This window comes from Rhodococcus kronopolitis (assembly GCF_042654025.1).
Classification (GTDB): Bacteria; Actinomycetota; Actinomycetes; order Mycobacteriales; family Mycobacteriaceae; genus Rhodococcus_G; species Rhodococcus_G kronopolitis.
In genome coordinates, this window is the sequence record NZ_JBHSFO010000009.1 from 88,344 (window position 1) to 111,362 (window position 23,019).

The 23,019-nt window shown below is 68.7% G+C and carries 21 protein-coding genes; 8 read left to right on the forward strand and 13 right to left on the reverse strand.

The window, feature by feature from the left end:
* Positions 1–178 precede the first annotated feature (178 nt).
* From ACFO6S_RS15030 to ACFO6S_RS15050, 5 genes are read left to right on the forward strand one after another with little or no spacing between them, the layout of a single operon-like run.
* Positions 179–580 carry an Asp23/Gls24 family envelope stress response protein gene (locus tag ACFO6S_RS15030; protein ID WP_378418704.1) on the forward strand — a complete coding sequence of 134 codons (402 nt, stop codon included), beginning with the start codon at positions 179–181 and terminating at the stop codon, positions 578–580.
* The gene (locus ACFO6S_RS15035; protein WP_378418285.1) at positions 577–894 is read left to right on the forward strand and encodes an Asp23/Gls24 family envelope stress response protein; all 318 of its coding nucleotides are present in this window, start codon (positions 577–579) and stop codon (positions 892–894) included. Before ACFO6S_RS15030 ends, ACFO6S_RS15035 begins: the two co-directional genes overlap by 4 nt.
* Positions 891–1,070, forward strand: coding sequence for a DUF2273 domain-containing protein (locus ACFO6S_RS15040; protein ID WP_378418287.1), 180 nt, complete (start codon positions 891–893; stop codon positions 1,068–1,070). Before ACFO6S_RS15035 ends, ACFO6S_RS15040 begins: the two co-directional genes overlap by 4 nt.
* Positions 1,063–2,118 (forward strand): DUF6286 domain-containing Asp23/Gls24 family envelope stress response protein, encoded by a 1,056-nt coding sequence (locus ACFO6S_RS15045; protein ID WP_378418288.1) that lies wholly within the window; start codon positions 1,063–1,065, stop codon positions 2,116–2,118. The genes ACFO6S_RS15040 and ACFO6S_RS15045 overlap by 8 nt, the downstream gene beginning before the upstream one ends.
* Positions 2,115–2,684, forward strand: coding sequence for a hypothetical protein (locus tag ACFO6S_RS15050; protein WP_378418290.1), 570 nt, complete (start codon positions 2,115–2,117; stop codon positions 2,682–2,684). The genes ACFO6S_RS15045 and ACFO6S_RS15050 overlap by 4 nt, the downstream gene beginning before the upstream one ends.
* Before the next feature lie 127 nt (positions 2,685–2,811).
* Here the strand turns inward: ACFO6S_RS15050 and tuf are convergent, their stop codons facing one another.
* The 5 genes from tuf to ACFO6S_RS15075 form a co-directional block, all read right to left on the reverse strand.
* Positions 2,812–4,002, reverse strand: a complete 1,191-nt coding sequence (gene tuf, locus ACFO6S_RS15055; protein WP_378418292.1) for an elongation factor Tu — start codon at positions 4,000–4,002, stop codon at positions 2,812–2,814.
* Positions 4,003–4,113: 111 nt separating this feature from the next.
* On the reverse strand, positions 4,114–6,216 hold the full coding sequence (gene fusA, locus ACFO6S_RS15060; RefSeq protein ID WP_378418294.1) for an elongation factor G: 2,103 nt from the start codon (positions 6,214–6,216) through the stop codon (positions 4,114–4,116).
* A 134-nt stretch (positions 6,217–6,350) separates the two neighbouring features.
* Positions 6,351–6,821, reverse strand: a complete 471-nt coding sequence (rpsG, locus tag ACFO6S_RS15065) for a 30S ribosomal protein S7 (protein ID WP_378418296.1) — start codon at positions 6,819–6,821, stop codon at positions 6,351–6,353.
* Entirely contained in the window at positions 6,821–7,195 is a 375-nt protein-coding gene (rpsL, locus tag ACFO6S_RS15070; protein WP_378418298.1) for a 30S ribosomal protein S12, read from the reverse strand. Before rpsL ends, rpsG begins: the two co-directional genes overlap by 1 nt.
* A 243-nt stretch (positions 7,196–7,438) precedes the next feature.
* Positions 7,439–9,037, reverse strand: coding sequence for a sulfatase family protein (locus tag ACFO6S_RS15075; protein ID WP_378418300.1), 1,599 nt, complete (start codon positions 9,035–9,037; stop codon positions 7,439–7,441).
* A 1,438-nt stretch (positions 9,038–10,475) separates the two neighbouring features.
* On the opposite strand from ACFO6S_RS15075, the gene ACFO6S_RS15080 reads away from it, so the two are divergent.
* Positions 10,476–10,733, forward strand: a complete 258-nt coding sequence (locus ACFO6S_RS15080; protein ID WP_378418302.1) for a hypothetical protein — start codon at positions 10,476–10,478, stop codon at positions 10,731–10,733.
* Positions 10,734–10,845: 112 nt separating this feature from the next.
* Entirely contained in the window at positions 10,846–12,474 is a 1,629-nt protein-coding gene (locus tag ACFO6S_RS15085; protein WP_378418303.1) for a DUF5615 family PIN-like protein, read from the forward strand.
* An 80-nt stretch (positions 12,475–12,554) separates the two neighbouring features.
* Here ACFO6S_RS15085 and ACFO6S_RS15090 read toward each other — a convergent pair whose 3' ends face one another.
* Positions 12,555–13,166, reverse strand: a complete 612-nt coding sequence (locus tag ACFO6S_RS15090; protein ID WP_378418304.1) for a TetR/AcrR family transcriptional regulator — start codon at positions 13,164–13,166, stop codon at positions 12,555–12,557.
* Positions 13,167–13,363: 197 nt separating this feature from the next.
* Here ACFO6S_RS15090 and ACFO6S_RS15095 point away from each other — a divergent pair, with 197 nt between their 5' ends.
* Positions 13,364–13,492, forward strand: coding sequence for a hypothetical protein (locus ACFO6S_RS15095; RefSeq protein WP_378418306.1), 129 nt, complete (start codon positions 13,364–13,366; stop codon positions 13,490–13,492).
* A 97-nt stretch (positions 13,493–13,589) separates the two neighbouring features.
* Here the strand turns inward: ACFO6S_RS15095 and ACFO6S_RS15100 are convergent, their stop codons facing one another.
* From ACFO6S_RS15100 to ACFO6S_RS15130, 7 genes are read right to left on the reverse strand one after another with little or no spacing between them, the layout of a single operon-like run.
* Entirely contained in the window at positions 13,590–14,390 is an 801-nt protein-coding gene (locus tag ACFO6S_RS15100) for an enoyl-CoA hydratase family protein (RefSeq protein WP_378418308.1), read from the reverse strand.
* Positions 14,391–14,392: 2 nt separating this feature from the next.
* The gene (locus ACFO6S_RS15105; RefSeq protein ID WP_378418310.1) at positions 14,393–15,568 is read right to left on the reverse strand and encodes an acyl-CoA dehydrogenase family protein; all 1,176 of its coding nucleotides are present in this window, start codon (positions 15,566–15,568) and stop codon (positions 14,393–14,395) included.
* Entirely contained in the window at positions 15,569–17,566 is a 1,998-nt protein-coding gene (locus ACFO6S_RS15110; RefSeq protein WP_378418312.1) for an acetyl/propionyl/methylcrotonyl-CoA carboxylase subunit alpha, read from the reverse strand. It lies immediately after the preceding gene.
* A gap of 9 nt (positions 17,567–17,575) precedes the next feature.
* Positions 17,576–19,174, reverse strand: coding sequence for an acyl-CoA carboxylase subunit beta (locus ACFO6S_RS15115; RefSeq protein WP_378418314.1), 1,599 nt, complete (start codon positions 19,172–19,174; stop codon positions 17,576–17,578).
* 60 nt (positions 19,175–19,234) lie between these two features.
* On the reverse strand, positions 19,235–20,383 hold the full coding sequence (locus ACFO6S_RS15120) for an acyl-CoA dehydrogenase family protein (protein ID WP_378418316.1): 1,149 nt from the start codon (positions 20,381–20,383) through the stop codon (positions 19,235–19,237).
* Positions 20,380–22,104, reverse strand: a complete 1,725-nt coding sequence (locus tag ACFO6S_RS15125; protein ID WP_378418318.1) for an acyclic terpene utilization AtuA family protein — start codon at positions 22,102–22,104, stop codon at positions 20,380–20,382. The genes ACFO6S_RS15120 and ACFO6S_RS15125 overlap by 4 nt, the downstream gene beginning before the upstream one ends.
* On the reverse strand, positions 22,101–22,907 hold the full coding sequence (locus tag ACFO6S_RS15130; RefSeq protein ID WP_378418319.1) for a TIGR03084 family metal-binding protein: 807 nt from the start codon (positions 22,905–22,907) through the stop codon (positions 22,101–22,103). The genes ACFO6S_RS15125 and ACFO6S_RS15130 overlap by 4 nt, the downstream gene beginning before the upstream one ends.
* Between the last annotated feature and the right edge of the window lie 112 nt (positions 22,908–23,019).

Sequence of the window (23,019 nt, forward strand, 5' to 3'; positions counted from 1 at the left end):
GTCGGACCCCACGGTAGGTGATGCACCGCACGGACGTCGCCGGGCTCCGCGACTCACTAGAGTCACTGGTGTGACCACCGACTCCCACAACACCGCCTCGACGGCTCCGCCGACGCCCGCGCGTCCGGCACTCGCGAAGTTCGGCGCGGCGCAGTACGGCGCCGCGGCGTCGACCGATCTGGTCAGTTCCCAGGGCACCACGCTCATCGCGGATGCCGTGGTTGCCAAGATCGCGGGAATCGCGACCCGGGAGATCAGCGGGGTCTTCGACGTCGGCGGAGGCACCGCGCGAGCGGTCGGCGCGCTGCGCGACCGGATCCCCGGCGCCCGGGTCAACCACGGGCAGGGTGTGGCGGTCGAGGTCGGGTCCACCCAGGCAGCCATCGACATCGGCATCGTCGCCGAGTACGGCGTGGCGCTGCACGAACTGGCTGCGGGGATCCGACGGAATGTCATCGCCGCGGTCGAGCGGATGACCGGACTCGAAGTCACCGAGGTCAACATCACCGTCTACGACGTGGTGCTGTTCGACGAGGACGCCTCCGCCCCGGAGCCCGAGAGCCGGCCGAGGGTTCAGTGAGCGTCCCGACCGGACCCGAACCCGAACCCGCCGAGCGGATCGCCGCCCTGGTCCTGGGCGTTCCCGGCGTCGCGGGCCTGCACGGCGGCCAGTTCGGCGAGGTGGCGACCTACCTTCCCGGACGCCGGGTCTCCGGCGTCACGCTGACCGACACCGCATGCGCGATCCACATCGGCGTCAGCTACCCCGCCAACGTCGTCGACGTCGCCGCCCGGGTGCGGACCGCTCTCGCTGCGGAGGTGACCGTGCCCGTGCACGTCACGATCGAAGACGTCGAGCCGGCAGAGGTTCGCACCCAGGAGCCACGGACATGAACAACACGGTCATCGGGCTGATAACCGGCCTACTCCTTGCCCTGGCGGGGATCATCGGCGGCTTCGGCGGCTTCATCTTCGCGGTCCTGCTCGGCGGAATCGGGATGGCGATCGGCGCACACCGGGACGGCCACGTGGATCTCGGCGCCCTCCTGCGGGGTCGGGGACGTGGCTGACCCTCAGCACCCGGGCGAGACCGCGCTGGACGACCCCGGCGCCGAACCCGCGTCGACCGACTCCACGCCGGGCTACCCGACCGCTGTCGACCCCGGTGCGGAGGAGGACAGCGCACTCGATCGTGAGCGCGGTGCCCGCGGCCGGCTGGTCCTCAAGGACCGCGCGATCGCCAAGATCGCCGTCGCGGCCGCGTTGCAGGTACCGGGCGTCGTCCGACAGAGCGGCGGTCTCCTCCAGCTCAGTGGCCGCGAACTGCCGCGCGCCGAGGTCTCGATGGGAACCGACTCCGTCGCGATCGCGCTCTACCTCGCGGTGACCTGGCCGTGTCCCGTCGCGGCCCTCTCCCGTGAGGTGCACCGACAGGTCGGCGAGCAGATCGAGTCGCTCGGCGGACTGTCGATGGAGACCCTGCACGTTGTTGTCGCGGCGGCGGTCCCCGCCGACCCGACTGCACCCGCCGACCTCGATGCCCGCCAGCTGACCGCCGACGGCCCCGCCGGCACCCTCCCGTTCACCGCTCGCCCGCCGCTGGGGAGACCCGCGGCAGCGCTCGTCACGGTGCTCGTGGCGCTGGCCCTGCTGGCCCTGGCCGGGCTGACCGGCCGCGAGTTCCTGATCGCGCACGAGGTGATCGCGCCTGCCGCGTGGCTGCGCAATGCGGTCATCTGGGTGGCCGAGCTGCACTGGCAGGGCTGGATGCTGCCGGCCGGCATTGCCGCGGCGGTCCTCGGGCTGGTGCTGGTCTACACCGCCGTGGCGCCGACGTCCCGGACGCACCTCGCACTCGGCAGCGATGCCGGTCCGGTGGTGTGGCTGCGGCCCACCGACGTCGCGCGGATGTGCAGCGCGCACGCCGGCACCGTCGCGGGAGTGCAGTCGGTGCAGACCACGGTGGACCGGCGGCGCGCGACGGTGCACGTCGTACCGACCGGCGACGTGGCGGACGCGCCGCTGACCGCGGAGGTACACGACGCGGTGGCGCCGCGGCTGGCGGCGCTGGCCTCCAGACCGGAACTGCGGATCCGGATCGGACGGGCGCGACCGTGAGGCGACGGACCGTGGTCCTGGACCGGATCGTCGCGCTGGCCGCGGGGGCCGCGCTGCTGGCAGGCGGCCTGCTCGCGGTGACGTGGCGTGCGGGTCTCGACGTCTCCACCGAGCTGGTCCACCACCTCGACCGGGCCCGAATCGCTGCGCTGCCCGACGCGCACTGGTGGCCGACCGCCCTGGCCGTCACCTGCGCGGTGAGCCTGCTGGCGGGGCTGAGCCTGCTGGTGGTCAACCTGCGCCGCGGACGCACCGCCACGGTCCGGATCGGCGACACCCCGGACCCGGACCTGTCCGTCGACCTGGGGCCGATGGCCGTGGGCCTGGCCGCAGAACTGTCGGCGCTGCCGGGGGTACGTACGGTCCGCTCGGCCGCCGTCGACGACCGGGGCCGAGCCACCCTGCGGGTCACGGTCCTCGCGGACCCCACCGTCGACCTGCAGGAGTTCACCCGGGACGCGGGGGCGATCGCACTGTCGATGGCCGCCGCACTGCCCGGCGCACCGGTGGCGACCCAGGTGCTGCTGCACCTCGACCCCGCCGAGCACTCGTCCGAACCTGCCTGAACCCGACCGCGGGCAGGCGGACCGGGCGCGGCCGGCTCCGGGCCGCGCAGCAGCCGCCACACCCACCAAACGCCGAACGGCGCCCACCCCTTGCGGAGTGAGCGCCGTTCGGCGTTGTGGAGCTAGATCACTTGATGATCTTGGTGACGCGACCGGCGCCAACGGTGCGGCCACCCTCACGGATGGCGAAGCGCAGGCCCTCGTCCATCGCGATCGGCTGGATCAGCACGACGGACATCTCGGTGTTGTCACCGGGCATGACCATCTCGGTGCCCTCGGGCAGGGTCACGACGCCCGTAACGTCCGTGGTACGGAAGTAGAACTGCGGGCGGTAGTTGTTGAAGAACGGCGTGTGACGGCCGCCCTCGTCCTTGGACAGGATGTAGGCGTTGCCCTCGAACTCGGTGTGCGGGGTGGTGGTGCCGGGCTTGACCACAACCTGGCCACGCTCGACGTCCTCGCGCTTGATGCCACGGACCAGCAGACCAACGTTGTCGCCGGCCTGACCCTGGTCGAGCAGCTTGCGGAACATCTCGATGCCGGTGACCGTGGTCTTGGTGGAGGTCTCCTTGATGCCGACGATCTCCACCTCCTCGTTCACGTTCACGATGCCGCGCTCGATACGGCCGGTGACGACGGTGCCACGACCGGTGATCGTGAAGACGTCCTCGACGGGCATGAGGAACGGCTTGTCGGTCTCACGAACCGGGTCCGGGATGGACTCGTCGACGGCAGCCATCAGGTCCACGATGCTCTGGACCCACTTCGGGTCGCCCTCGAGCGCCTTGAGTGCCGAGATCGGGATGACCGGCGCGTCCTCGTCGAACTCCTGGGCGGCCAGCAGTTCGCGGACCTCCATCTCGACGAGCTCGAGGATTTCCTCGTCGTCGACCATGTCGGCCTTGTTCAGCGCAACCAGGATGTACGGCACGCCGACCTGGCGGGCGAGCAGCACGTGCTCACGCGTCTGGGGCATCGGGCCGTCGGTGGCCGCCACGACCAGGATCGCGCCGTCCATCTGCGCCGCACCCGTGATCATGTTCTTGATGTAGTCGGCGTGGCCGGGGGCATCGACGTGCGCGTAGTGGCGCTTCTCCGTCTGGTACTCAACATGCGAGATGTTGATCGTGATGCCGCGGGCCTTCTCCTCGGGAGCCTTGTCGATCTGATCGAAGGCCGAGGCCTCGTTCAGGTCGGGGTAGGCATCGGCAAGCACCTTGGTGATAGCTGCGGTGGTGGTGGTCTTGCCGTGGTCAACGTGACCGATGGTCCCGATGTTGACGTGCGGCTTCGTCCGCTCGAACTTCGCCTTCGCCACTTGATGGCCTCCTGTTGTGTTGCTTGCGATATGCAGCAGTGGTGGGTTGGTTTGTACTTCTGTCGTGCTCAGCTGGTGAAAACTCGCCAGCGGTCTTGCTCCCAGCTGGTGTTACTCGCCGGTTGCCTTGGCGATGATTTCCTTCGAGACGTTCGCGGGAACCTCTGCGTAGGAATCAAACACCATGGAGAAGTTCGCTCGACCCTGGGTCCTGGACCGCAGGTCACCGATGTAGCCGAACATCTCCGAGAGCGGAACCAGCGCCTTCACGACACGGGCACCACTGCGTTCCTCCATGGCCTGGATCTGGCCACGGCGGGAGTTGAGGTCGCCGATCACATCGCCCATGTACTCCTCGGGCGTGGTCACCTCGACAGCCATGATCGGCTCGAGGATGACCGGACCGGCCTTACGGGCGGCTTCCTTCAGTGCCTGCGAACCGGCAACCTTGAAGGCCATTTCGGACGAGTCAACGTCATGGTACGCGCCGTCGAGCAGCGTCAGCTTGAGGTTCACCAGCGGGTAGCCGGCGAGCACACCGTACTGCATCGCGTCCTGCGCACCGTGGTCGACGGAGGGGATGTACTCACGCGGAATACGGCCACCGGAGACCTTGTTCTCGAACGTGTACGGCTCGCCCTCTTCACCGATGTAGGGCTCGAGCGCGATGATCACCTTTGCGAACTGACCCGAACCACCGGTCTGCTTCTTGTGGGTGAACTCGTGCTTCTCGACCTTCTTGGTGATGGTCTCGCGGTACGCCACCTGCGGCTTGCCGACGTTGGCCTCGACCTTGAACTCGCGACGCATGCGGTCGACGAGGATGTCGAGGTGGAGCTCGCCCATGCCGCCGATGACGGTCTGGCCGGTCTCCTCGTCGAGCTCGACCGAGAAGGTCGGGTCCTCTTCGGCCAGCTTCTGGATCGCGGTGCCCAGCTTCTCCTGGTCGGACTTGGTCTTGGGCTCGATCGACACCTGGATGACCGGCGCCGGGAAGCTCATCGACTCGAGCACGATCGGGTTCGCCTGGTCGCACAGGGTGTCACCGGTGGTGGTGTCCTTCAGGCCGATCATCGCGTAGATGTGGCCGGCGACGGCCTCCTCGACCGGGTTCTCCTTGTTGGCGTGCATCTGGAAGAGCTTTCCGATGCGCTCCTTCTTGCCCTTGGTGGCGTTGAGCACCTGCTGGCCGGGATCGAGGCGTCCGGAGTAGACGCGCACGAAGGTCAGCTTGCCGAAGAACGGGTGCGCGGCGATCTTGAATGCCAGCGCGGAGAAGGGCTCGTCCTTGCTCGGCTTACGCGTGAGGATGGTCTCCTCGTCGTTCAGCTTGTGGCCGGTGACCTCGCCGATGTCCAGCGGGTTCGGCAGGTAGTCGATGACCGCGTCGAGCATGGGCTGAACGCCCTTGTTCTTGAACGCGGAACCACACAGCACCGGGTACAGCTCGGAGTTGACCGTCATCTTGCGGATGGCGCCCTTGATCTCCTCGACCGTGAGCTCCTCGCCGCCGAAGTACTTCTCCATCAGCGCGTCGTCGGACTCGGCGACCGTCTCGAGCAGCATGGTGCGGTACTCCGCAGCCTTCTCGACCAGATCCGCGGGGATCTCCTCGATGGTCGGCGCCGTACCGGTCGGCACCACGCCACGCCAGGTGATCGCACGCATCTCGACGAGGTCGACGACGCCGTCGAAGTCGTCCTCGGCACCGATCGGCAGCTGCAGGACCAGCGGCTTCGCACCGAGACGATCGATGATCGTCTGCACGGTGAAGTAGAAGTCCGCGCCCATCTTGTCCATCTTGTTGACGAAGCAGATGCGCGGGACGTCGTACTTGGCGGCCTGACGCCAGACCTGCTCCGACTGGGGCTCGACGCCCTCCTTGCCGTCGAACACCGCGACGGCGCCGTCGAGGACGCGCAGCGAGCGCTCGACCTCGACGGTGAAGTCGACGTGGCCCGGGGTGTCGATGATGTTGATCTGGTTGTTGTTCCAGAAGCAGGTCACGGCGGCAGACGTGATCGTGATGCCGCGCTCCTTCTCCTGCTCCATCCAGTCAGTCGTCGACGCGCCGTCGTGCGTCTCGCCGATCTTGTAGTTCACACCGGTGTAGAAGAGGATGCGCTCGGTGGTGGTGGTCTTGCCGGCATCGATGTGCGCCATGATGCCGATGTTGCGGACCTTGTTCAGGTCGGTCAGCACTTCCTGTGCCACAGGACTCTTCCCCGCTCGTTTGCTCGTGTCGGCCCCTACGGGACCAATGCTATTTGTGTTGTCAGCCGGCCCTGGAGGAACCGACACATAGTGGCAACGCCGGGACGGCACAGTGCGTGCCGCCCGGCGTCGATTCACCAGCGGTAGTGCGCGAACGCCTTGTTGGCCTCAGCCATCTTGTGAGTGTCCTCACGACGCTTCACGGCCGCACCCAGGCCATTGCTGGCATCCAGGAGCTCGTTGGCCAGACGCTCGACCATCGTCTTCTCACGACGGGCACGAGAGAAGGTCACCAGCCAGCGCAGGGCGAGGGTGGTGGAACGGCCGGGGCGAACCTCGACCGGGACCTGGTAGGTCGCGCCACCGACGCGGCGGCTGCGGACCTCGAGGGCCGGCTTGACGTTGTCGAGCGCACGCTTGAGGGTGACGACCGGATCGGTGCCGGACTTCTCACGTGCCTGCTCGAGCGCCTCGTAGACGATGCGCTCAGCGGTCGACTTCTTGCCGTCCATGAGGATCTTGTTGACCAGCTGCGTGACCAGGGGCGACCCGTAAACCGGGTCGTTGATCAGCGGACGCTTGGGTGCGGGGCCCTTGCGTGGCATTAGCTCTTCTCCTTCTTGGCGCCGTACTTGCTCCGGGCCTGCTTGCGGCTCTTGACGCCCTGGGTGTCGAGCGACCCACGGATGATCTTGTAACGGACACCCGGGAGGTCCTTCACTCGACCACCGCGGACGAGCACCATGGAGTGCTCCTGCAGGTTGTGGCCCTCACCGGGGATGTAGGCCGTGACCTCGACCGAGCTGGTCAGGCGAACACGCGCGACCTTACGCAGCGCGGAGTTCGGCTTCTTGGGCGTGGTGGTGTACACGCGGGTGCACACACCGCGACGCTGGGGGCTGCCCTTCAGGGCCGCGGTCTTCTGCTTCGCGGGCTTGTCGCGGCGACCCTTGCGGACCAGCTGGTTGATGGTTGGCATAGACCGGCTTTCGTCGTGTTGTCACTTGGAACGTCTTGTATGTGGAGCTCTGCGTCCCGCCTCTATGTCCAGAGGAGGGGCGTCACGCGCGCCAGTTTCGGCCATTTTCGAGGCACGCCGACTCACGTCGGCCGCTTTCGCTGGCCTTCATCCTGCACTCGTTCTGCCCGCATGCTCCGGGCACAGCGTTCCACGGTACCCGCCGCCGGGGTTCGCGGTCAAAGCGGGCCGCTGGTGGGCACCTCACGACGAGCCCGCGACCAGGGCGATTCCGGCAGGTGTGGTGCCCTTTTCGGCCATCACCCGCAGGAGCGTCGCGTGCATCCGCGCGACCTGCCCCGGATCGAAGTATCCGACGTTGAGCGGGTCTGCCCGATTGTGCACCTCGAGCGGGTCGGCGAGTAGGTCGTAGAGCTCGAACTGCGGGCCCGCGGCGCCTGCCGGGTCGAAGTACATCGTGTACTTCCAGCGCGCGTCCCGGACCGCGCGGATGTGGTTCGGCTGGGTGACGATGAACTGGCCGTCCGGCACGGCACAGTTCTGGTCGTCGTAGGTGAAGTGGACGAGATCCTGCACCTGTGTGTCCGGGGCCCGCACCACCGGCATCAGGTCGGTGCCGAGGAATCGCCACGCGGCGCGGTCGGGAACATCGGCGAGGGTGGCCAGCGTCGGCATCACGTCGATCAGCGACGCCAGGGCGTCCGTCTCGACCGGCCCCGGGAACAGCAGTGGATTGCTGATCACCAGCGGCACCCGGAGCGTCTCCTCGTATGCGTTGAACACCTTCTGGCGCAGCCCCCCGTGCGAGAGCCCCATCTCGCCGTGATCCGACATCCGGATGACGACCGTCTTCTCGCGGCGTCCCGGCACGGCCTCGAGCGCGTCGAGCACGGTGCCGATGTGCTCGTCGACGACCTTGTGCATGTAGGCGTAGAAGTTCACGTAGTTCTTCGGCGCCTGCGGCCCAAGCAGCGGTCCGAGCCCACCGGCCAGCAGCGCCTTGGACTGGATCTGCGCGGTCGGCTTGTGATTGAGCGCCAACTCCTCACCGGCGGTCGGCGGCAGTTCGATGCCCTGCTCGAAGGATCCGGGCGCGGCCGCGCCGTAGTTGTCGCAGTTCCCCTCGATGGCGTCCCAGGTCTGCGGGTACGCGAGGACGTCGTGGGGATTGACGAACGAGACGATCAACGCGAACGGGGTGGCGTCGTCCGTGCCGACCCCACCCAGGAACTCCGCGGCCTGCTCGGCGATGGACCGGTCGTGATCGGCACAGCCGCCGCCGAAGTTGTCGGGGTTGGTGTCCTGCCCCGCCTCCGGCGGGATCCAACCCCGGAACCCGAAGGCCGCAAGGTCGGCGCTGGACGGATCCCCGCCCGCCGCGCCCTTGCTCATGTGCCACTTGCCCCGGTAGTGGACGTTGTACCCGGCCGATTCCAGCAGCTTGGCCATGTTCTGCTCGCCGACCTGCAACTGCGGTTCCGACGGCGAGAGGGTGCCGCCCTCGGTCAGGGTGGCCGTCACGCCGTGCTGAGCGGGATAGAGGCCGGTGAAGAAGGTACTCCGGCTGGGTGAGCACATCGCGCTGTTGCAGAAGGCGTGATTGAAGCTCAGCCCCTGATTCGCCAGCCGCTGCCGGTTGGGCAGATTCTGCTCCGCCCAACCGGGCGGCCAGTGCATCGGCCGGCGCTCCTGGTCGGTGACGATCACCACGATGTTCGGGCGGGCAGGCAGCGCGGGAGCTGTCTCGGTGGGAGCGGCCCGCGTTGCCGTCGGCCCGGCGGCGGCCAACCCGGCCACGACCAGTGCGCCCGCGCCGCCGAGGAAGCTCCGGCGGCGGAACACCGGACTCCCCGGGTCCGGCGTACGCCCGACGGAAGACGAAGCTGCGAGCGTGGGTGACACCAGGTCTTCCGGGGCCATGTCTGGCCACCTCCCGAAGCGAGTCCGAGTGCAGGGGCGAGCTGACCTCGTTGATTCTCGCCCTCACAACGGGTTCCCACGCCGTTTTGACGCAACTCCACCACTGCGTCGATGACGCGCGTCGGAAATCGGGCATCGGTCCGGCGGCGGCACCACTGGCGACCGACACTCGGGCGTTTTTCCTTCGACCCCCTGCTCCGGACTCGCAACCTTCCCTTTCGCAATCAGTTGTCCGTTGTCAATTCCGCGAATTCGGTTGACGGCAATCGCTTGCTTTCGGCAGAAATCCGGGTTCCGGCAACCACCGATACCGGCGCCACAGGAAAACGGAAACAGACCAAAATTCGTCGACCGCGGCGACTGGGCAAAGACATCGGCCACTCTCCCACCGTCCGGAATTCACGATGAACCAATTTTCGAGTTGACCCAGTTCCAGCCTCGACCGCCCCGCACTCCCACCGGCCACCATTTTCGTACACACCCTGAATCACCGTCGCGACGGCCCGATGTCCTCGAAGCGGTACGACGCCCGTGCCGTCAATTCTTCGACCCGACCGACTTTCTCTCGCGCGGGCGGCGACGCATCCGATGCCGCCCCACTGGGGCCGCGGCGGTGTGCCGTCCTGCCGAGGGCCGACGCACGGATCTCGCGGCCCGGGACCCCGCCCCGAACCGACGGCGGGCCTGTTAGACGGCTCACTTTCGTTTGTTCCGGTAACTATCTGTCGGTTGAATGTGCGCAGACGGACACACACCGCGCTGCCCGTCGCACCACCAGACATCACCTCGACACAGGAGCAATCACATGGGTTCTTCGGACTTCTTCGACTTCGCAGCCGACTTCGCCGGCGCGGCGTCCGACATGTTCGGCGCACTGAGCTTCTTCGCAGGCTCCTCCGATGCCTTCGAGGATCTCTCTGCCTGACCTGCAGTCGATCCGAAGGCGGGGCCCACTCCATCCGGAGTGGGCCCCGCCTTCGTTCTGACCGGCGATGTCCACGCGCCAGGCGTTCGCTGCCGGTCCCCCGCGGCGCCCTCGGGACTGCGCACGCACCGATCCGTCTCCGCGACCGGGCTGACCGCACGGCGGCGCGCCGACGACGACGACGACTCGACAGCACTCGCGCACCGGCGAGTTCACGCCGGCGCGATGCTCCACACGGTCGATCTCACACGCGTCGGCCCACGCCTGACTGCCACTCCTGTCACGCGGCCGCGACACGCGAATTGAATGCCTGACGACCACGGCACGCATACGCCCGAATTCCACGACACGCGGCATTGTGGTGAATCTCAGCAGCGAAGCCGAGCCGCCCTACCATGTCGAATGCAATTGAGGTTACTTCGTCAGGAGGAAATCATGGAGTGGTTACTGGGTCTTCTCGGCGGCGCGGTCGGCGGCGGAATCGGCGGTGCCAAGAGCCCACTCGGCCCGCTCGTGAGCGGTGCCGCCGGAGCGGTCGGCGGCGGCATCACCGGCGTGATCATTCAGACAGTGACGAGCAGCGGTCTGGACTTCGGTCAGATCCTCGCCCAGGTGGCCGGCGGCGGAGCTGTCGGCGCCGCCATCACCGCCGTGATGGGGCTCGCCACGAAGGCGAAGGCAGAAACCCGCTAGATGCACGTCGTCGAAACGGCCGAATTCTGAGTTTGTTCTGTTCCACACCAATCTCGAAATGCGGCCGCCTGCCCGGATACCGGTCCGCTCGAATCCGACGAGGAGTCAATCGATGAAGAACCGGAAGCATTCGATGTCCGCAAGAATGACGGGCCTCGGCTTCGCTGCCGCCATCGGCGGCGCCGCACTGCTGGGCGCGCCCGCAACGGCGCAGTCCGCGGACGCAGACGCCGCAATCACCTCGCACTACCAGGAAGTCGGCGGCGCATCCTCCCCGCTGGGCGAGCCGGTCGGTGCGCCCTACGAGATCGGCCCGAACGGTACCGCTCAGGACTACCAGGGCGGCAAGATCGTGTACTCGCAGGCCGACGGCGCGAAGGTGATGTACGGCGTCATCCTCGACAAGTACCTCGTGCTCGGCGGGCCGGCCTCCGACATCGGCTACCCCACCAACGACGAGTCGGACTCGACCGTCGCGGGCGCGGCGCGTTTCAGCGAGTTCTCGGCACCGGACGGGGCGACCATCTACTGGAACCCCGAGAGCGGCGCGTGGCTCGTGCGCGGCCCCATCCGCACCGCCTGGTCGCACCTCGGCGCGACGGACGGCGTGCTCGGCAGTCCGATCACCGACACCACGGTCGTCGACGGCGTCTACACCCAGACCTTCAGCGGCAAGGACGGAACCCCGGTCGAGGTCAGCTGGACCAAGGACGGTGGCTTCGTCACTGTGCCTGCGGCAATCGCCGCGGAGCTGTCGGGCCTCGACGTGTCGGTTCCGGGTCTCGCGCCCGGCTCCGTCGTCTCCGGTGCCGCCAACGCTCCGACCGTCTCGGTCGACGCCGAGGCCTCCGACGCCGACAGCGACTCCAACTCGAAGTGGTGGGCACTGCCCATCGGCCTCGCCGTCGCCGCAGGCGCGGGCGGGCTCGCCATGCTGGCCGGGCGGGGCAACCGCTCCGGCGGTGTGGCCGCACCGAAGGTGGATGCTCCGACGCTGAAGACACCGTCGGCCGACCTCCACGCCCCGCGTGCGGCAGCGGACCTCGACGTCAAGGCCCCGCGCCTGACCTCCCCGAACGTGGACGTCACGGCGCCGAACGTCGAGGCGCCGAACGTCGACGTCAAGGCCCCGGACCTGACGGCCCCGAACGTCGGTGGGATTTCCGGCAAGGCTGCGGCAGCGGGCGTCGCCGGAGTCGCGGGAGCCGGAGTCGCCGGCGCGGCGGCACTGAGCTGGCTGCACGCGAAGGGCGGAGCCCCGGATGCCCAGCTCGATGCCGCCCTGGGCGGACTCGGCGGCGTCGATGCACAGAACGTCACCTACGTCGACGCGCTCGGGTCGGTGCCCGCAGGCTCCGGCGTCGACGGTCTCCGCTTCCTGATCGACGAGAACTTCAGCCCCCAGGTCGCCGAGGGTCTGCGGGCCCAGGGATACGACGCAGTCCACCTGCGTGACGTCGGAGCCGACGCCGGACACAACGGCCAGGCGCTGCTCGCGGCCAGCCGCGGCGGCCGGGTGCTGGTGACCAACGAGCTGAGCTACCTCGACGATCTGGTGGCCTCGGGATCGACCGCCCCGAGCCTGCTCGTGATGCGCAGGCCGGGCGCCAAGATCGCCGAACAGACCTCCGTGATCGCGGCCTGCGCACCGGTGATCACGAATGCACTCGAGAGTGGCTCGCTCGTCACGCTCGACACCGAGCGGATCCGGACCAGGGAGCTTCCGCTGCGCCGGAACTGACCGACCCGCGTAAAGAGTCGCTCGCGACATCGAAGGACCCGCGCTCTCCGAGTGCGGGTCCTTTCGCGTGTGCCCCTCGATCACTCCCCGGCGACCCGCACCCCGCCCTGCAGCGCCGCGTCCAGCGTCACCGACCACTGTCCGACAATCTGTGCGCGTCGGGCCGAGTCGTCGCTGAGGACGTCTGCAAGACCGAGGCCTCGCGCCAGGTCCAGGGTTGCCTGCACCAGTCGATGCGCCGCCGGGTCCGCGTCGTCGGCGCCGAGGAGTTCGACCGTGACCGCGTGCACGACCCGGCCGAACTTCGCCTCCAGCGGCACCACCCGCTGCCGTAGCGCCTCGTCGGCCGCGGCGGCCGCCCACACCTGCAACGCCGCCTTGAACAGCGGGCCGGTGAAGTACTCGACCATCCGGCCCACCACGGCCTCGGTGCGACCGGCACCGACCGGGAGCCCGACGGCCTCCTCCCGGATCGCCGCCATCCGACTGTCGAACATGAACTCCAGTGCGGCGGTGATCAGGTCCTCCCGCATCGGGAAGTGATGCTGCGCGGCGCCCCGCGAGACGCCCGCACGCTCGGCCACCACCGACACCGTCGTAGCGCCCCAGCCCTGCGTCGCGAGGCAGTCGATGGTCGACTCGAGCAGGTGCTGCCGGGTGGCGCGGCTGCGATCCTGTTTCGGCTCACGCATCGGGCCTCCCTCCGACCCCTTGGTTACGCGCTGCTACTTCCTGGTTACGTGCGTCTACTTCCGTGTAAATTTCAGCGCCCTCCGCGTTGCCTCCGCCACAATTCCATTGCGGCGGCGTCGAACCCCCCGGTACGAATACATCGGCGCAGCCAGTGCGCCCCGACGAGAAGTACCAATCACCAATCAAGGAGCACATCATGGGTTCTGCTGAATTCGCCACCGCATTCGACGCCATCAGCACCTTCGCAGGCGCGATCGGCGACCTCACCGGTGGACTGAGCGCCATCGTGGGTTCCGTCGACGGACTCGTCAACCCCGAGGCCTGATCGCCTCGTTGCAGCATCGAAGCAGGACCCGCGCCCGACTTCACCGGCGCGGGTCCTGTTTCGATGTGGCCACCACGGACGCTTCCCCGCCGCCCTGCTACCGGCCGGGCGCCCACGCCGGCGGGCGACGCTCGAAGAAGGCCGTCATGCCCTCAACCGCCTCCGGCGACCCGAACAGCCTCGCCGACTGCGCGGCAAGCTCCGCGCCGTAGCGGTCGAAGTCCGCAAGCATTCGAGCCGTGGTCAGTCGCTTGGACTCGGCCAGGCCCTGCGGCGACGCGAGGGCGAGTGCCGCGCACAGTTCCGCAACCGTCGCCGCCGCATCCTCGGCCGCGACCGTGATCAGGCCGAACAGTTCCGCCTCGGCGGGGCCGAACTTCTCCCCGGTCAGGAAGTAGCGACCGGCCGCCCGGGAGTTCATCCGGGGCAGCACCGTCAGCGAGATGATCGACGCCGCCAGGCCGAGCCGCGCCTCGGTGAGCGCGAAGGTGCTCGACGGACCGGCGACGGCCATGTCGCACGCGCCGACCAGCCCCATTCCGCCTGCCCGCACGTGCCCGTCGATGCGCGCGACGATCGGCTTCGGCAGTTCGAGGAACTCCCGCAGCAAACCGGCCATCTGGGCGGTACGCCGCGCCGCCAACTCGGCCGGATCGACGTCCTGTGCCTCGACTGCCTCGGCGAGATCCGCACCCGCGCAGAAGGTTCCGCCGGTATGGGTGAGTACCACCGCCCGGACCGAGTCGTCGGACCCCGCGTCGGCCAGGGCCTGCCGGAGCTCACCGACCAACCGCGAGGAGATCGCATTGCGGTTGTGCGGCGAGTCGAGGGTCACGGTGGCAAACCCGCCCGCGACCTCGTAGCGGACGTACGGCGCGCGCGTCTCCGGAGTCGTCATGGTCAGTACGACCTCGGCAGGCCGAGCGAGTGCTGGGAGACGAAGTTGAGGATCATCTCCCGGCTGACCGGCGCCACCCGCGCGATCCGCGCCGCGCCGAGCATCGCGGCGAGGCCGTACTCCTTGGTCAGTCCGGCGCCGCCGTGCGTCTGGATGGCCTGGTCGAGCGCCTTGATGCTGGCCTCCGCCGCCGCGTACTTGGCCATGTTCGCGGCCTCCGCGGCGCCGAAGTCGTCGCCGCTGTCGTAGAGGACCGCGGCCTTCTGCATCATCAGCTTGGCCAGTTCCAGCTCGATCTTCACCTGCGCGAGCGGGTGCGCGATGCCCTGGTGGGCGCCGATCGGCGTCTTCCACACCGTGCGTTCCTTCGCGTAGGCGACCGCGGCATTCACCGCGTAGCGGCCCATGCCGATCGCCATCGCCGCGCCGAGGATGCGTTCCGGGTTCAGACCGGAGAACAGCTGCATCAGTGCCGCGTCCTCGGAACCGACCAGCGCCTCGGCGGGGAGCCGCACGTCGTCGAGGAACAGCGTGAACTGGCGGTCCGGCTCGACGATGTCCATCTCCATCGGCGTCTTGACGAAGCCCTCCGCACTGGTGGGGACGATGAACAGCGCCGGCTTGAGCCGGCCGGTCTTGTGATCCTCGGTGCGCGCTACGACGAGCACCGCGTCCGCCTGGTCCACTCCCGAGATGAAGATCTTGTTGCCGCGCAGGATCCAGTCCGCACCGTCACGACGCGCGGTGGTGCCGATCTGGTGCGAGTTCGAACCTGCGTCCGCCTCGGTGATCCCGAACGCCATGATCCTGGAGCCGTCGGCCAGGCCGGGCATCCACTCGGCCTTCTGCTCCGCGGTGCCGTACTTGCCGATGATGGTGCCGCAGATGGCCGGTGAGACCACCACCAGCAGCAGGCCTGCACCCTGGGCCGCCAACTCCTCCTGGACCAGCGCCAGCTCGTAGATGCCTGCGCCGCCGCCGCCGTACTCCTCGGGCAGGTTGACCCCCAGGAAGCCGAGCTTGCCCGCCTCGTTCCACAGCTCGGTCAGCGGCTCGCCGCGGCGCGCCTTCGGCAGCACGTAGTCGACGTGGTTGTACCGCTCACCGAGCCGGGACACCGCTGCGCGCAGTTCCTTCTGCTCGTCGGTCTCGATGAAGCTGCTCGCGTTCACACTCATCTACTCTTCCTCGTCTGTGGTGTCTGCTGCGACGACTGCCAGGACCGATCCGACCTCCACCTGCTGGCCGAGCACGACCGGCAGTTCCACCAGCACCCCGGAGACGGGCGCGGTGACCGTGTGTTCCATCTTCATCGCCTCGAGCCACAGGATCGGCTGGCCCGCGACGACGCGTTCGCCCTGCGCCGCGCCGAGCCGGATCACCGCGCCGGGCATCGGGGCGAGCAGCGAGCCCGCGGCGACCTCCGTCGAGGGGTCGACGAAGCGCGCGGTCGCGGTCAGCGCGACCGGACCGAGCGCGGAGTCCACGAACACCTCGTCGCCGTAACGCGCGACCGCGAAGGTGCGCTGCAGACCTCCCCGCTCGAGCACCACCGTCTCCGGCGTAGCGGAGACCAGGGCGACGTCGTCGAAGCCGTCCGCGCGCAGGCCGCCGCGGGTGATCAGGTACCTGATGTCATGCTCCCCGGCAGCTCCGGTGAAGTGCTTGCGGTGCGGCTGCGACGGCAGGTTCCGCCAGCCGCTGGGCAGCCCGCCGAGCACCCGGGCCGCGGCCCGGTTCGCCGCGGCGTCGGCCAGTGCGGCCGCCAGCGCGGCGAGCGCCTCGGTGTCCGGATCCGCCAGCGGACGCGAGAGCGTGTCCAGTCCGTGGGTGGCGAAGAACGCGGTGTCCGTGTCCCCGGCCAGGAACGCCGGGTGCCGCAGGATCGTGACCAACAGGTCGCGGTTGGTGCGCAGTCCGTGGATCCTGGTGCGCGCCAACGTCGAGGCCAGCAGCTGCGCCGCCTGTCCGCGGGTCGGGGCGAACGAGATGACCTTGGCCAGCATCGGGTCGTAGTGCACCCCGACCACCGAACCGTCGACGACACCGGAGTCCAGCCGGACCCCCAGCCGGTCCAGGACCGTGAACTCCTCGACCACCCCGGGCAGTTCGAGCCGGTGCACCGTGCCGGACTGGGGCTGCCAGTCCTGCGCCGGGTCCTCCGCGTACAGCCGCACCTCGATCGAGTGCCCGCGCAGCGCCGGCGGCTCGTCCGGCAGCGCGACCCCGTTCGCCACCTGCAACTGCAGGTCCACCAGGTCCAGGCCGGTGGTGCACTCGGTGACCGGATGCTCCACCTGCAGCCGGGTGTTCATCTCCAGGAAGAAGAATTCGCCCGCCTCGTCGGCGAGAAACTCCACCGTGCCCGCGCCCTCGTAGCCGATGGCGTTCGCGGCGATCCTCGACGCCTCGAACAGCTTCTCGCGCATCCCCGGCAACCGCTGCACCAGCGGCGAGGGCGCCTCCTCGACCACCTTCTGGTGCCGCCGTTGGATGGAGCACTCGCGCTCCCCCACCGCCCACACGGTGCCGTGCCGGTCGGCCATCACCTGCACCTCGATGTGGCGGCCGGTCTCGAGGTACCGCTCACAGAACACCGTCGGGTCACCGAACGCCGACTGCGCCTCGCGGCGCGCGGCCTCGAGTTCCCCGTCGAGCGCCGACAGTTCACGGACCACGCGCATGCCGCGTCCGCCGCCGCCCGCCGACGCCTTGATCAGCACCGGCAGGTGCGCGACGGTCACCGCCTCGGGATCGAGCTCGGTCAGTACCGGAACCCCGGCCGCGTCCATGATCTTCTTGGACTCGACCTTCGAGCCCATCAGTTCGATTGCCTGCACCGGCGGGCCGATCCAGGTCAGCCCGGCTTCGACGACTGCGCGCGCGAAATCCGCATTCTCGGAAAGGAATCCGTACCCGGGGTGGACGGCATCCGCGCCGGCCGACTGGGCCGCGGCGATGATCAGCTCACCGCGCAGATACGTCTCGGCGGGGGTGTTGCCCGGCAACCGGATCGCGGCGTCGGCCTCGGCCACATGCGGGCTGTCGGCGTCGGCGTCGGAGAACACCGCGACCGTACCGATCCCGGCCCGCCGACAGGTGGCGAACACCCGCCGGGCTATCTCGCCCCGGTTGGCCACCAGAACGCTCGTGATGCTCGCGCTGTTGAACGTCACTTCCATGCCTCACATCCGGAAGACACCGAAGTTCGCGGTGCCTTCGATCGGGGCAGTGGCAATGGCCGACAGGCACATTCCCACCACGGTGCGGGTGTCTCGCGGGTCGATGACGCCGTCGTCGTACAACCGGCCGGAGAGGAACATCGGCAGCGACTCGGCCTCGATCTGGTTCTCGATCATGGCGCGCATCCCGGCGTCTGCGGCCTCGTCGAAGGCCTGCCCCCGCGCCTCCGCGGAGGCGCGGCCGACGATGGAGATGACGCCCGCCAGCTGGGCGCCGCCCATCACGGCGGACTTCGAACTCGGCCAGGCGAACAGGAAACGCGGGTCGAAGGCGCGACCGCACATGCCGTAGTGGCCGGCCCCGTACGACGCACCGAGCAGGATCGAGATGTGCGGAACCTTGGAGTTGGCAACGGCATTGATCATCATCGAGCCGTGCTTGATCATCCCGCCCTCCTCGTACTCCTTGCCCACCATGTACCCGGTGGTGTTGTGCAGGAACAGCAGCGGGGTGTTGGAGCGGTTGGCCAGCTGGATGAACTGGGTGGCCTTCTGCGACTCCTCACTGAAGAGCACGCCGCGGGCGTTGGCGAGGATGCCGATCGGGTAGCCGTGCAGTTCGGCCCAGCCGGTGACCAGGGAGGAGCCGTAGAGCGGCTTGAACTCGTCGAAGTCGGAGCCGTCGACGATGCGCGCGATGACCTCTCGGGGGTCGAACGGGATCTTCAGGTCGGCAGGCACGATGCCGAGCAGTTCCTCGGGATCCGCGAGCGGCTCGATCACCTCGGCCCGCGGCGCGGGCCCCTGCTTCGTCCAGTTGAGCCGCTTGACGATGCTGCGGCCGATCCGGATGGCGTCCTGCTCGTCGGCGGCGAAGTAGTCCGCCAGACCCGAGGTGCGGGCGTGCATCTCGGCGCCGCCGAGCGCCTCGTCGTCGGACTCCTCGCCGGTGGCCATCTTGACCAGCGGCGGCCCCGCGAGAAACACCTTGGAGCGTTCCTTGATCATCACCACGTGGTCGGACATGCCGGGGATGTACGCGCCGCCTGCGGTCGAATTGCCGAACACCAGCGCGATGGTGGGTATACCCGCCGCAGAGAGCTGGGTGAGGTCCCGGAACATCCGACCGCCGGGGATGAAGACCTCCTTCTGGGTGGGCAGGTCCGCGCCGCCGGACTCCACCAGCGAGATCACCGGGAGCCGGTTCTGCAGGGCGATGTCGTTGGCACGAAATCCCTTCCGCAGGGTCCACGGGTTCGAGGTTCCGCCGCGGACGGTGGGGTCGTTGGCGACGATCAGGCACTCGACGCCCTCCACGACGCCGATACCGACGACTGTGCTTGCACCGACCGGGAAGTCACTGCCCCACGCGGCCAGCGGGCACAGCTCCAGGAACGGCGAGTCGGGGTCCAGCAGCAACTCGATGCGTTCGCGGGCGAGCAGCTTGCCCCGCTCGTGGTGCCTCGCGACGTACTTCTCGCCGCCACCGCCGAGAGCCTTGGCGTGCTCGACGTCGAGCTCGGCGAGCTTGGCGTTCATCGTCTCGACCGCGGTGGTGTACACCTCCGACCGGGTGTCGAGCGTGGACCTGAGCTGTGTCACTTCCCTACCCCCTTCGTTCCCGCGCGTGTCATTTCCCTACGCCCCTTCTTCCTGCCCGTGTCATGACTGATACCCCAATCGTTTTGCCGCCAACCCGGTCAGGATCTCGGTGGTGCCGCCGCCGATGCCCAGGATCCGCATGTCGCGGTACTGCCGTTCGACTTCGCTCTCCTGCATGTAGCCCAGGCCGCCGAAGAGTTGCACTGCCTGGTGTGCCACCCACTCGCCCGCCTCGACGGCCGTGTTCTTGGCGAAGCAGACCTCGGCGATCAAGTCGCCGTCACCGGCCTGATGCCGCTCGACCACCGAGCGTGTGTACACCCGTGCCACGTCGACCTTCCGGGCCATCTCGGTGACGGTGTTCTGCACCGCCTGCCGGCTGATCAGTGGGCGACCGAAGGTCTCCCGGTCGCGGCACCACTGCACGGTGAGGTCGAGGCAGCGCTGAGCACTCGCGTAGGCCTGTGCGGCGAGTGCGACCCGCTCACTGACGAAGGCCTGGGCGATCTGCTGGAAGCCGGTGTTCTCGGCGCCGATCAGGTTCGCCGCCGGTACCCGGGCGTCGACGAACGACAACTCGGCGGTGTCCGAGGCTCGCCAGCCCATCTTCTCCAGCCGACGTGTCACCTCGAATCCCGTTGTGTCCTTCTCGATCACCAGCAGCGAGACGCCGCCTGCGCCGGGGCCTCCGGTGCGCACCGCCGTGACCACGTAGTCGGCGCGGACGCCGGAGGTGATGAAGGTCTTGGAACCGTTGACGATGTAGTGGTCACCGTCCCGGGTCGCGGTGGTGCGCAGGTGGCCGACGTCCGATCCGCCACCGGGTTCGGTGATCGCAAGCGAGCCGATCATGCTGCCGTGCAACGTCGGTCGAACCCACCGGTCGATCTGTTCCCGGTCACCGGCGGCGATCAGGTGCGGGACCGCGATGCCGCAGGTGAACAGCGAGGCGAACAGCCCGCCCGAGGCCCCCGCCTGATGCATCTCCTCGCAGATGACGATTGAGTCGACCGCGTCGCCGCCCTCGCCGCCCACGCTCGTCGGCGCACTGGCCCCGAGCAGGCCGAGCGCGCCCGCCTTGCGGTGCAGTTCCCGAGGAATCTGTCCCTCCCGCTCCCAGTCGTCGAGGTACGGCAGGACTTCCCTGTCCACGAATCCCCGGACGGTCGCGCGTAGTGCGAGCCGTTCCGGTGTGTTCCACACGCTCATTGCCTGGAACCGTCCTGTTCTTCGTCGGGGAGAAGCGAATTCGGGATTTCGAGGTGGCGCGAACGCAACCACTCCCCGAGACCCTTGGCCTGCGGGTCGAACCGGGCCTGCGAGGCCACCCCCTGGCCGAGGATGCCCTCGATCACGAAGTTGACGGCGCGTAGCTTCGGCAGCAGGTGCCGGGTGACCGTGAGGTTCTGCGTCTCGGGGAGCAGCCGCTTGAGCTCGTCGACGGTCAGTGCGTGCGCCAGCCAACGCCACTGCTCGTCGGTACGCACCCAGACGCCGACATTGGCATTGCCGCCCTTGTCACCGCTGCGGGCGCCTGCGACACGGCCCAGCGCCAGCCGAGTGGTCGGTTGCGGGGGCAGCGGTTGGGGCAGTTCCGGATCCGCGACCGCCGCCAGCTCTCGGGTGAGCTCGGACGGGGCCACCGCCACCCGGGTCCCGTCGGGCAGCACCGCGACGTGCGGAACCTGCCCGGCGTCGACGTAGCCGGGGGTGAAGACGCCGTAGGGCTGGCCGTTGCTCGGCGGTGCGGTGAGCGCGAACCCGGGGTAGCTGGCGAGCGCCATCTCGACGGCCACCGAGGAGAACGGGCGGCCGATCACCTTCGGATCCGGGTCGCGAACCACGCAGCGCAGCAGGGCCGTAGCGGTCTCCTCGGTGTCGGCGTCGGGATGGTCGGTGCGGGCCAACGTCCACTCCAGCTCGGCGGGCCTGCCCGTCAGCCAGGCCTCGAGCTGCCGCCTCGCCAGGTCCGCCTTGGCCTCGATGTCCAGGCCCGTGAGCAGGAAGGTGGCCTCGTTGCGGAAGCCGGCAAGCGTGTTGAGCGAGACCTTCAGCTGGGGCGGCGGGGCCTCCCCCTTCACACCGCTGATCAACACGCGATCGGGCCCCTGCTGGGTCAGCGTCGCGGTGTCGATGCGAGTGGTCACATCCGGGCCGGCGTACCGACCACCGGTGATCTCGTAGAGCAACTGTGCGGTGACGGTGCCGACGCCGACCTCACCGCCGGTCCCGTCGTGCTTGGTGATCACCGACGATCCGTCCGCGTGGATCTCCGCGATCGGGAATCCGGGGCGGTCCAGGTTCGCCACCTCGGTGAAGAACGCGTAGTTCCCGCCGGTGGCCTGGGTGCTGCACTCGATGACGTGTCCGGCGGCGACCGCGCCGGCGAGCTGATCGAAATCGTCTCGGCACCAGCCGAAGTGATGGGCCGCAGGCCCAACGATCACCGAAGCGTCGGTGACCCTGCCGGTGACGACCACGTCGGCGTCCGCCGCCAGGCACTCGACGATGCCCCAGGCCCCGAGGTAGGCGTTTGCGGTCAGTGGCGCCCCCAGGCCGAGTTCCGCGGCCCGGGCGATCAGGTCGTCGCCCTCGACGTGCGCGATTCTCGCCTTGAGTCCGAGCTTGTCGTTGACCTGCCGCAGCGCGTCGGCCAGTCCCGCCGGATTGAGCCCACCGGCGTTGGCGACGATCTTCACGCCCTTGTCCAGGGCGAGCCCGAGGGTGTCCTCGACCTGTCGCAGGAAGGTCTTGGCGTAGCCGAGAGTCGGATCCTTCATCCGGTCACGGCCGAGGATCAGCATGGTCAACTCGGCGAGGTAGTCGCCGGTGAGGTAGTCGAGTTCGCCGCCCTCGAGCATCTCGCGCATCGCCGAGGCGCGGTCTCCGTAGAAGCCGGAGCAGTTGCCGATCCGAACCGGGTTGCTCATGCGTCCGCCGCCTTCGCGCTCGTGCTCTCGCGTCCCGCGCCGGACGGACCCGCGAAGACCTGCGCGATGCCGATCCAGGTGGCGGCGTCGGGGCCCACCACGGTCAGGGCCAGGTCGTCCGGGTGTGCCCGCTGGGTCACCAGCAGGCAGAAGTCGTGCGCCGGGCCCGTGATCCGCTGGGCGGCGTCCTCCGGTCCCCAGCTCCACAGCTCCGCCCCGACCGGCGCGGTCAGCTCGAACCGGAACTCGTCGGCTGGCGGGGTCAGGTTGTTCACGGCGTAGGCGAAGTCGCGCGTGCGAACCCCGAGGTGGGCGATCGCACGGAGCCGGTTGGTGGGCGCGGGCTCGGCGCCAAGCGCCCGGGCAACGTCCTGCCCGTGCGCCCAAGTCTCCATCAGCCGCGCGGTGGCCATCGACATCGCACTCATCGGCGGCCCGTACCAGGGCAGCTTGGTGCCGGCCGGGACCGCGGCGAGCACCTCGGCAAGCCTGGACCGGCCGGCCCGCCAGCCCGCGAGCAGTTCGGCCGGTGGACCGACCGCCGCCGCGTCGGCAGCGGTGTCGACGAATCCGACCGGGTCCTTCCATGCCTCCACCAGGCCGTCCGCGAAGGCGTCCGGGTCGGTTGCGGCCAACAGTGCGGCGTGATCGGTCCAGGCCAGGTGCCCGATCTGGTGCGCGACGGTCCATCGGTCGGCCGGGGTGGGCCGGGACCACTGCTCCGGCGCCAGGTCCGCGACCAGTGAGTCCAGGGCATCGCCCTCGGCACGCAGGTCATCGATGACGGTGCTCAGATCGGCCACAAGTTCTCCCTCGACGTCGAATGAGAGCAGCATCACACCGGCCGCGGACAAAAGCAAGCATGGATGCTTGTTATTGCCGGACCGCCCGTTCCGGACCTCGACAGCACCCCGA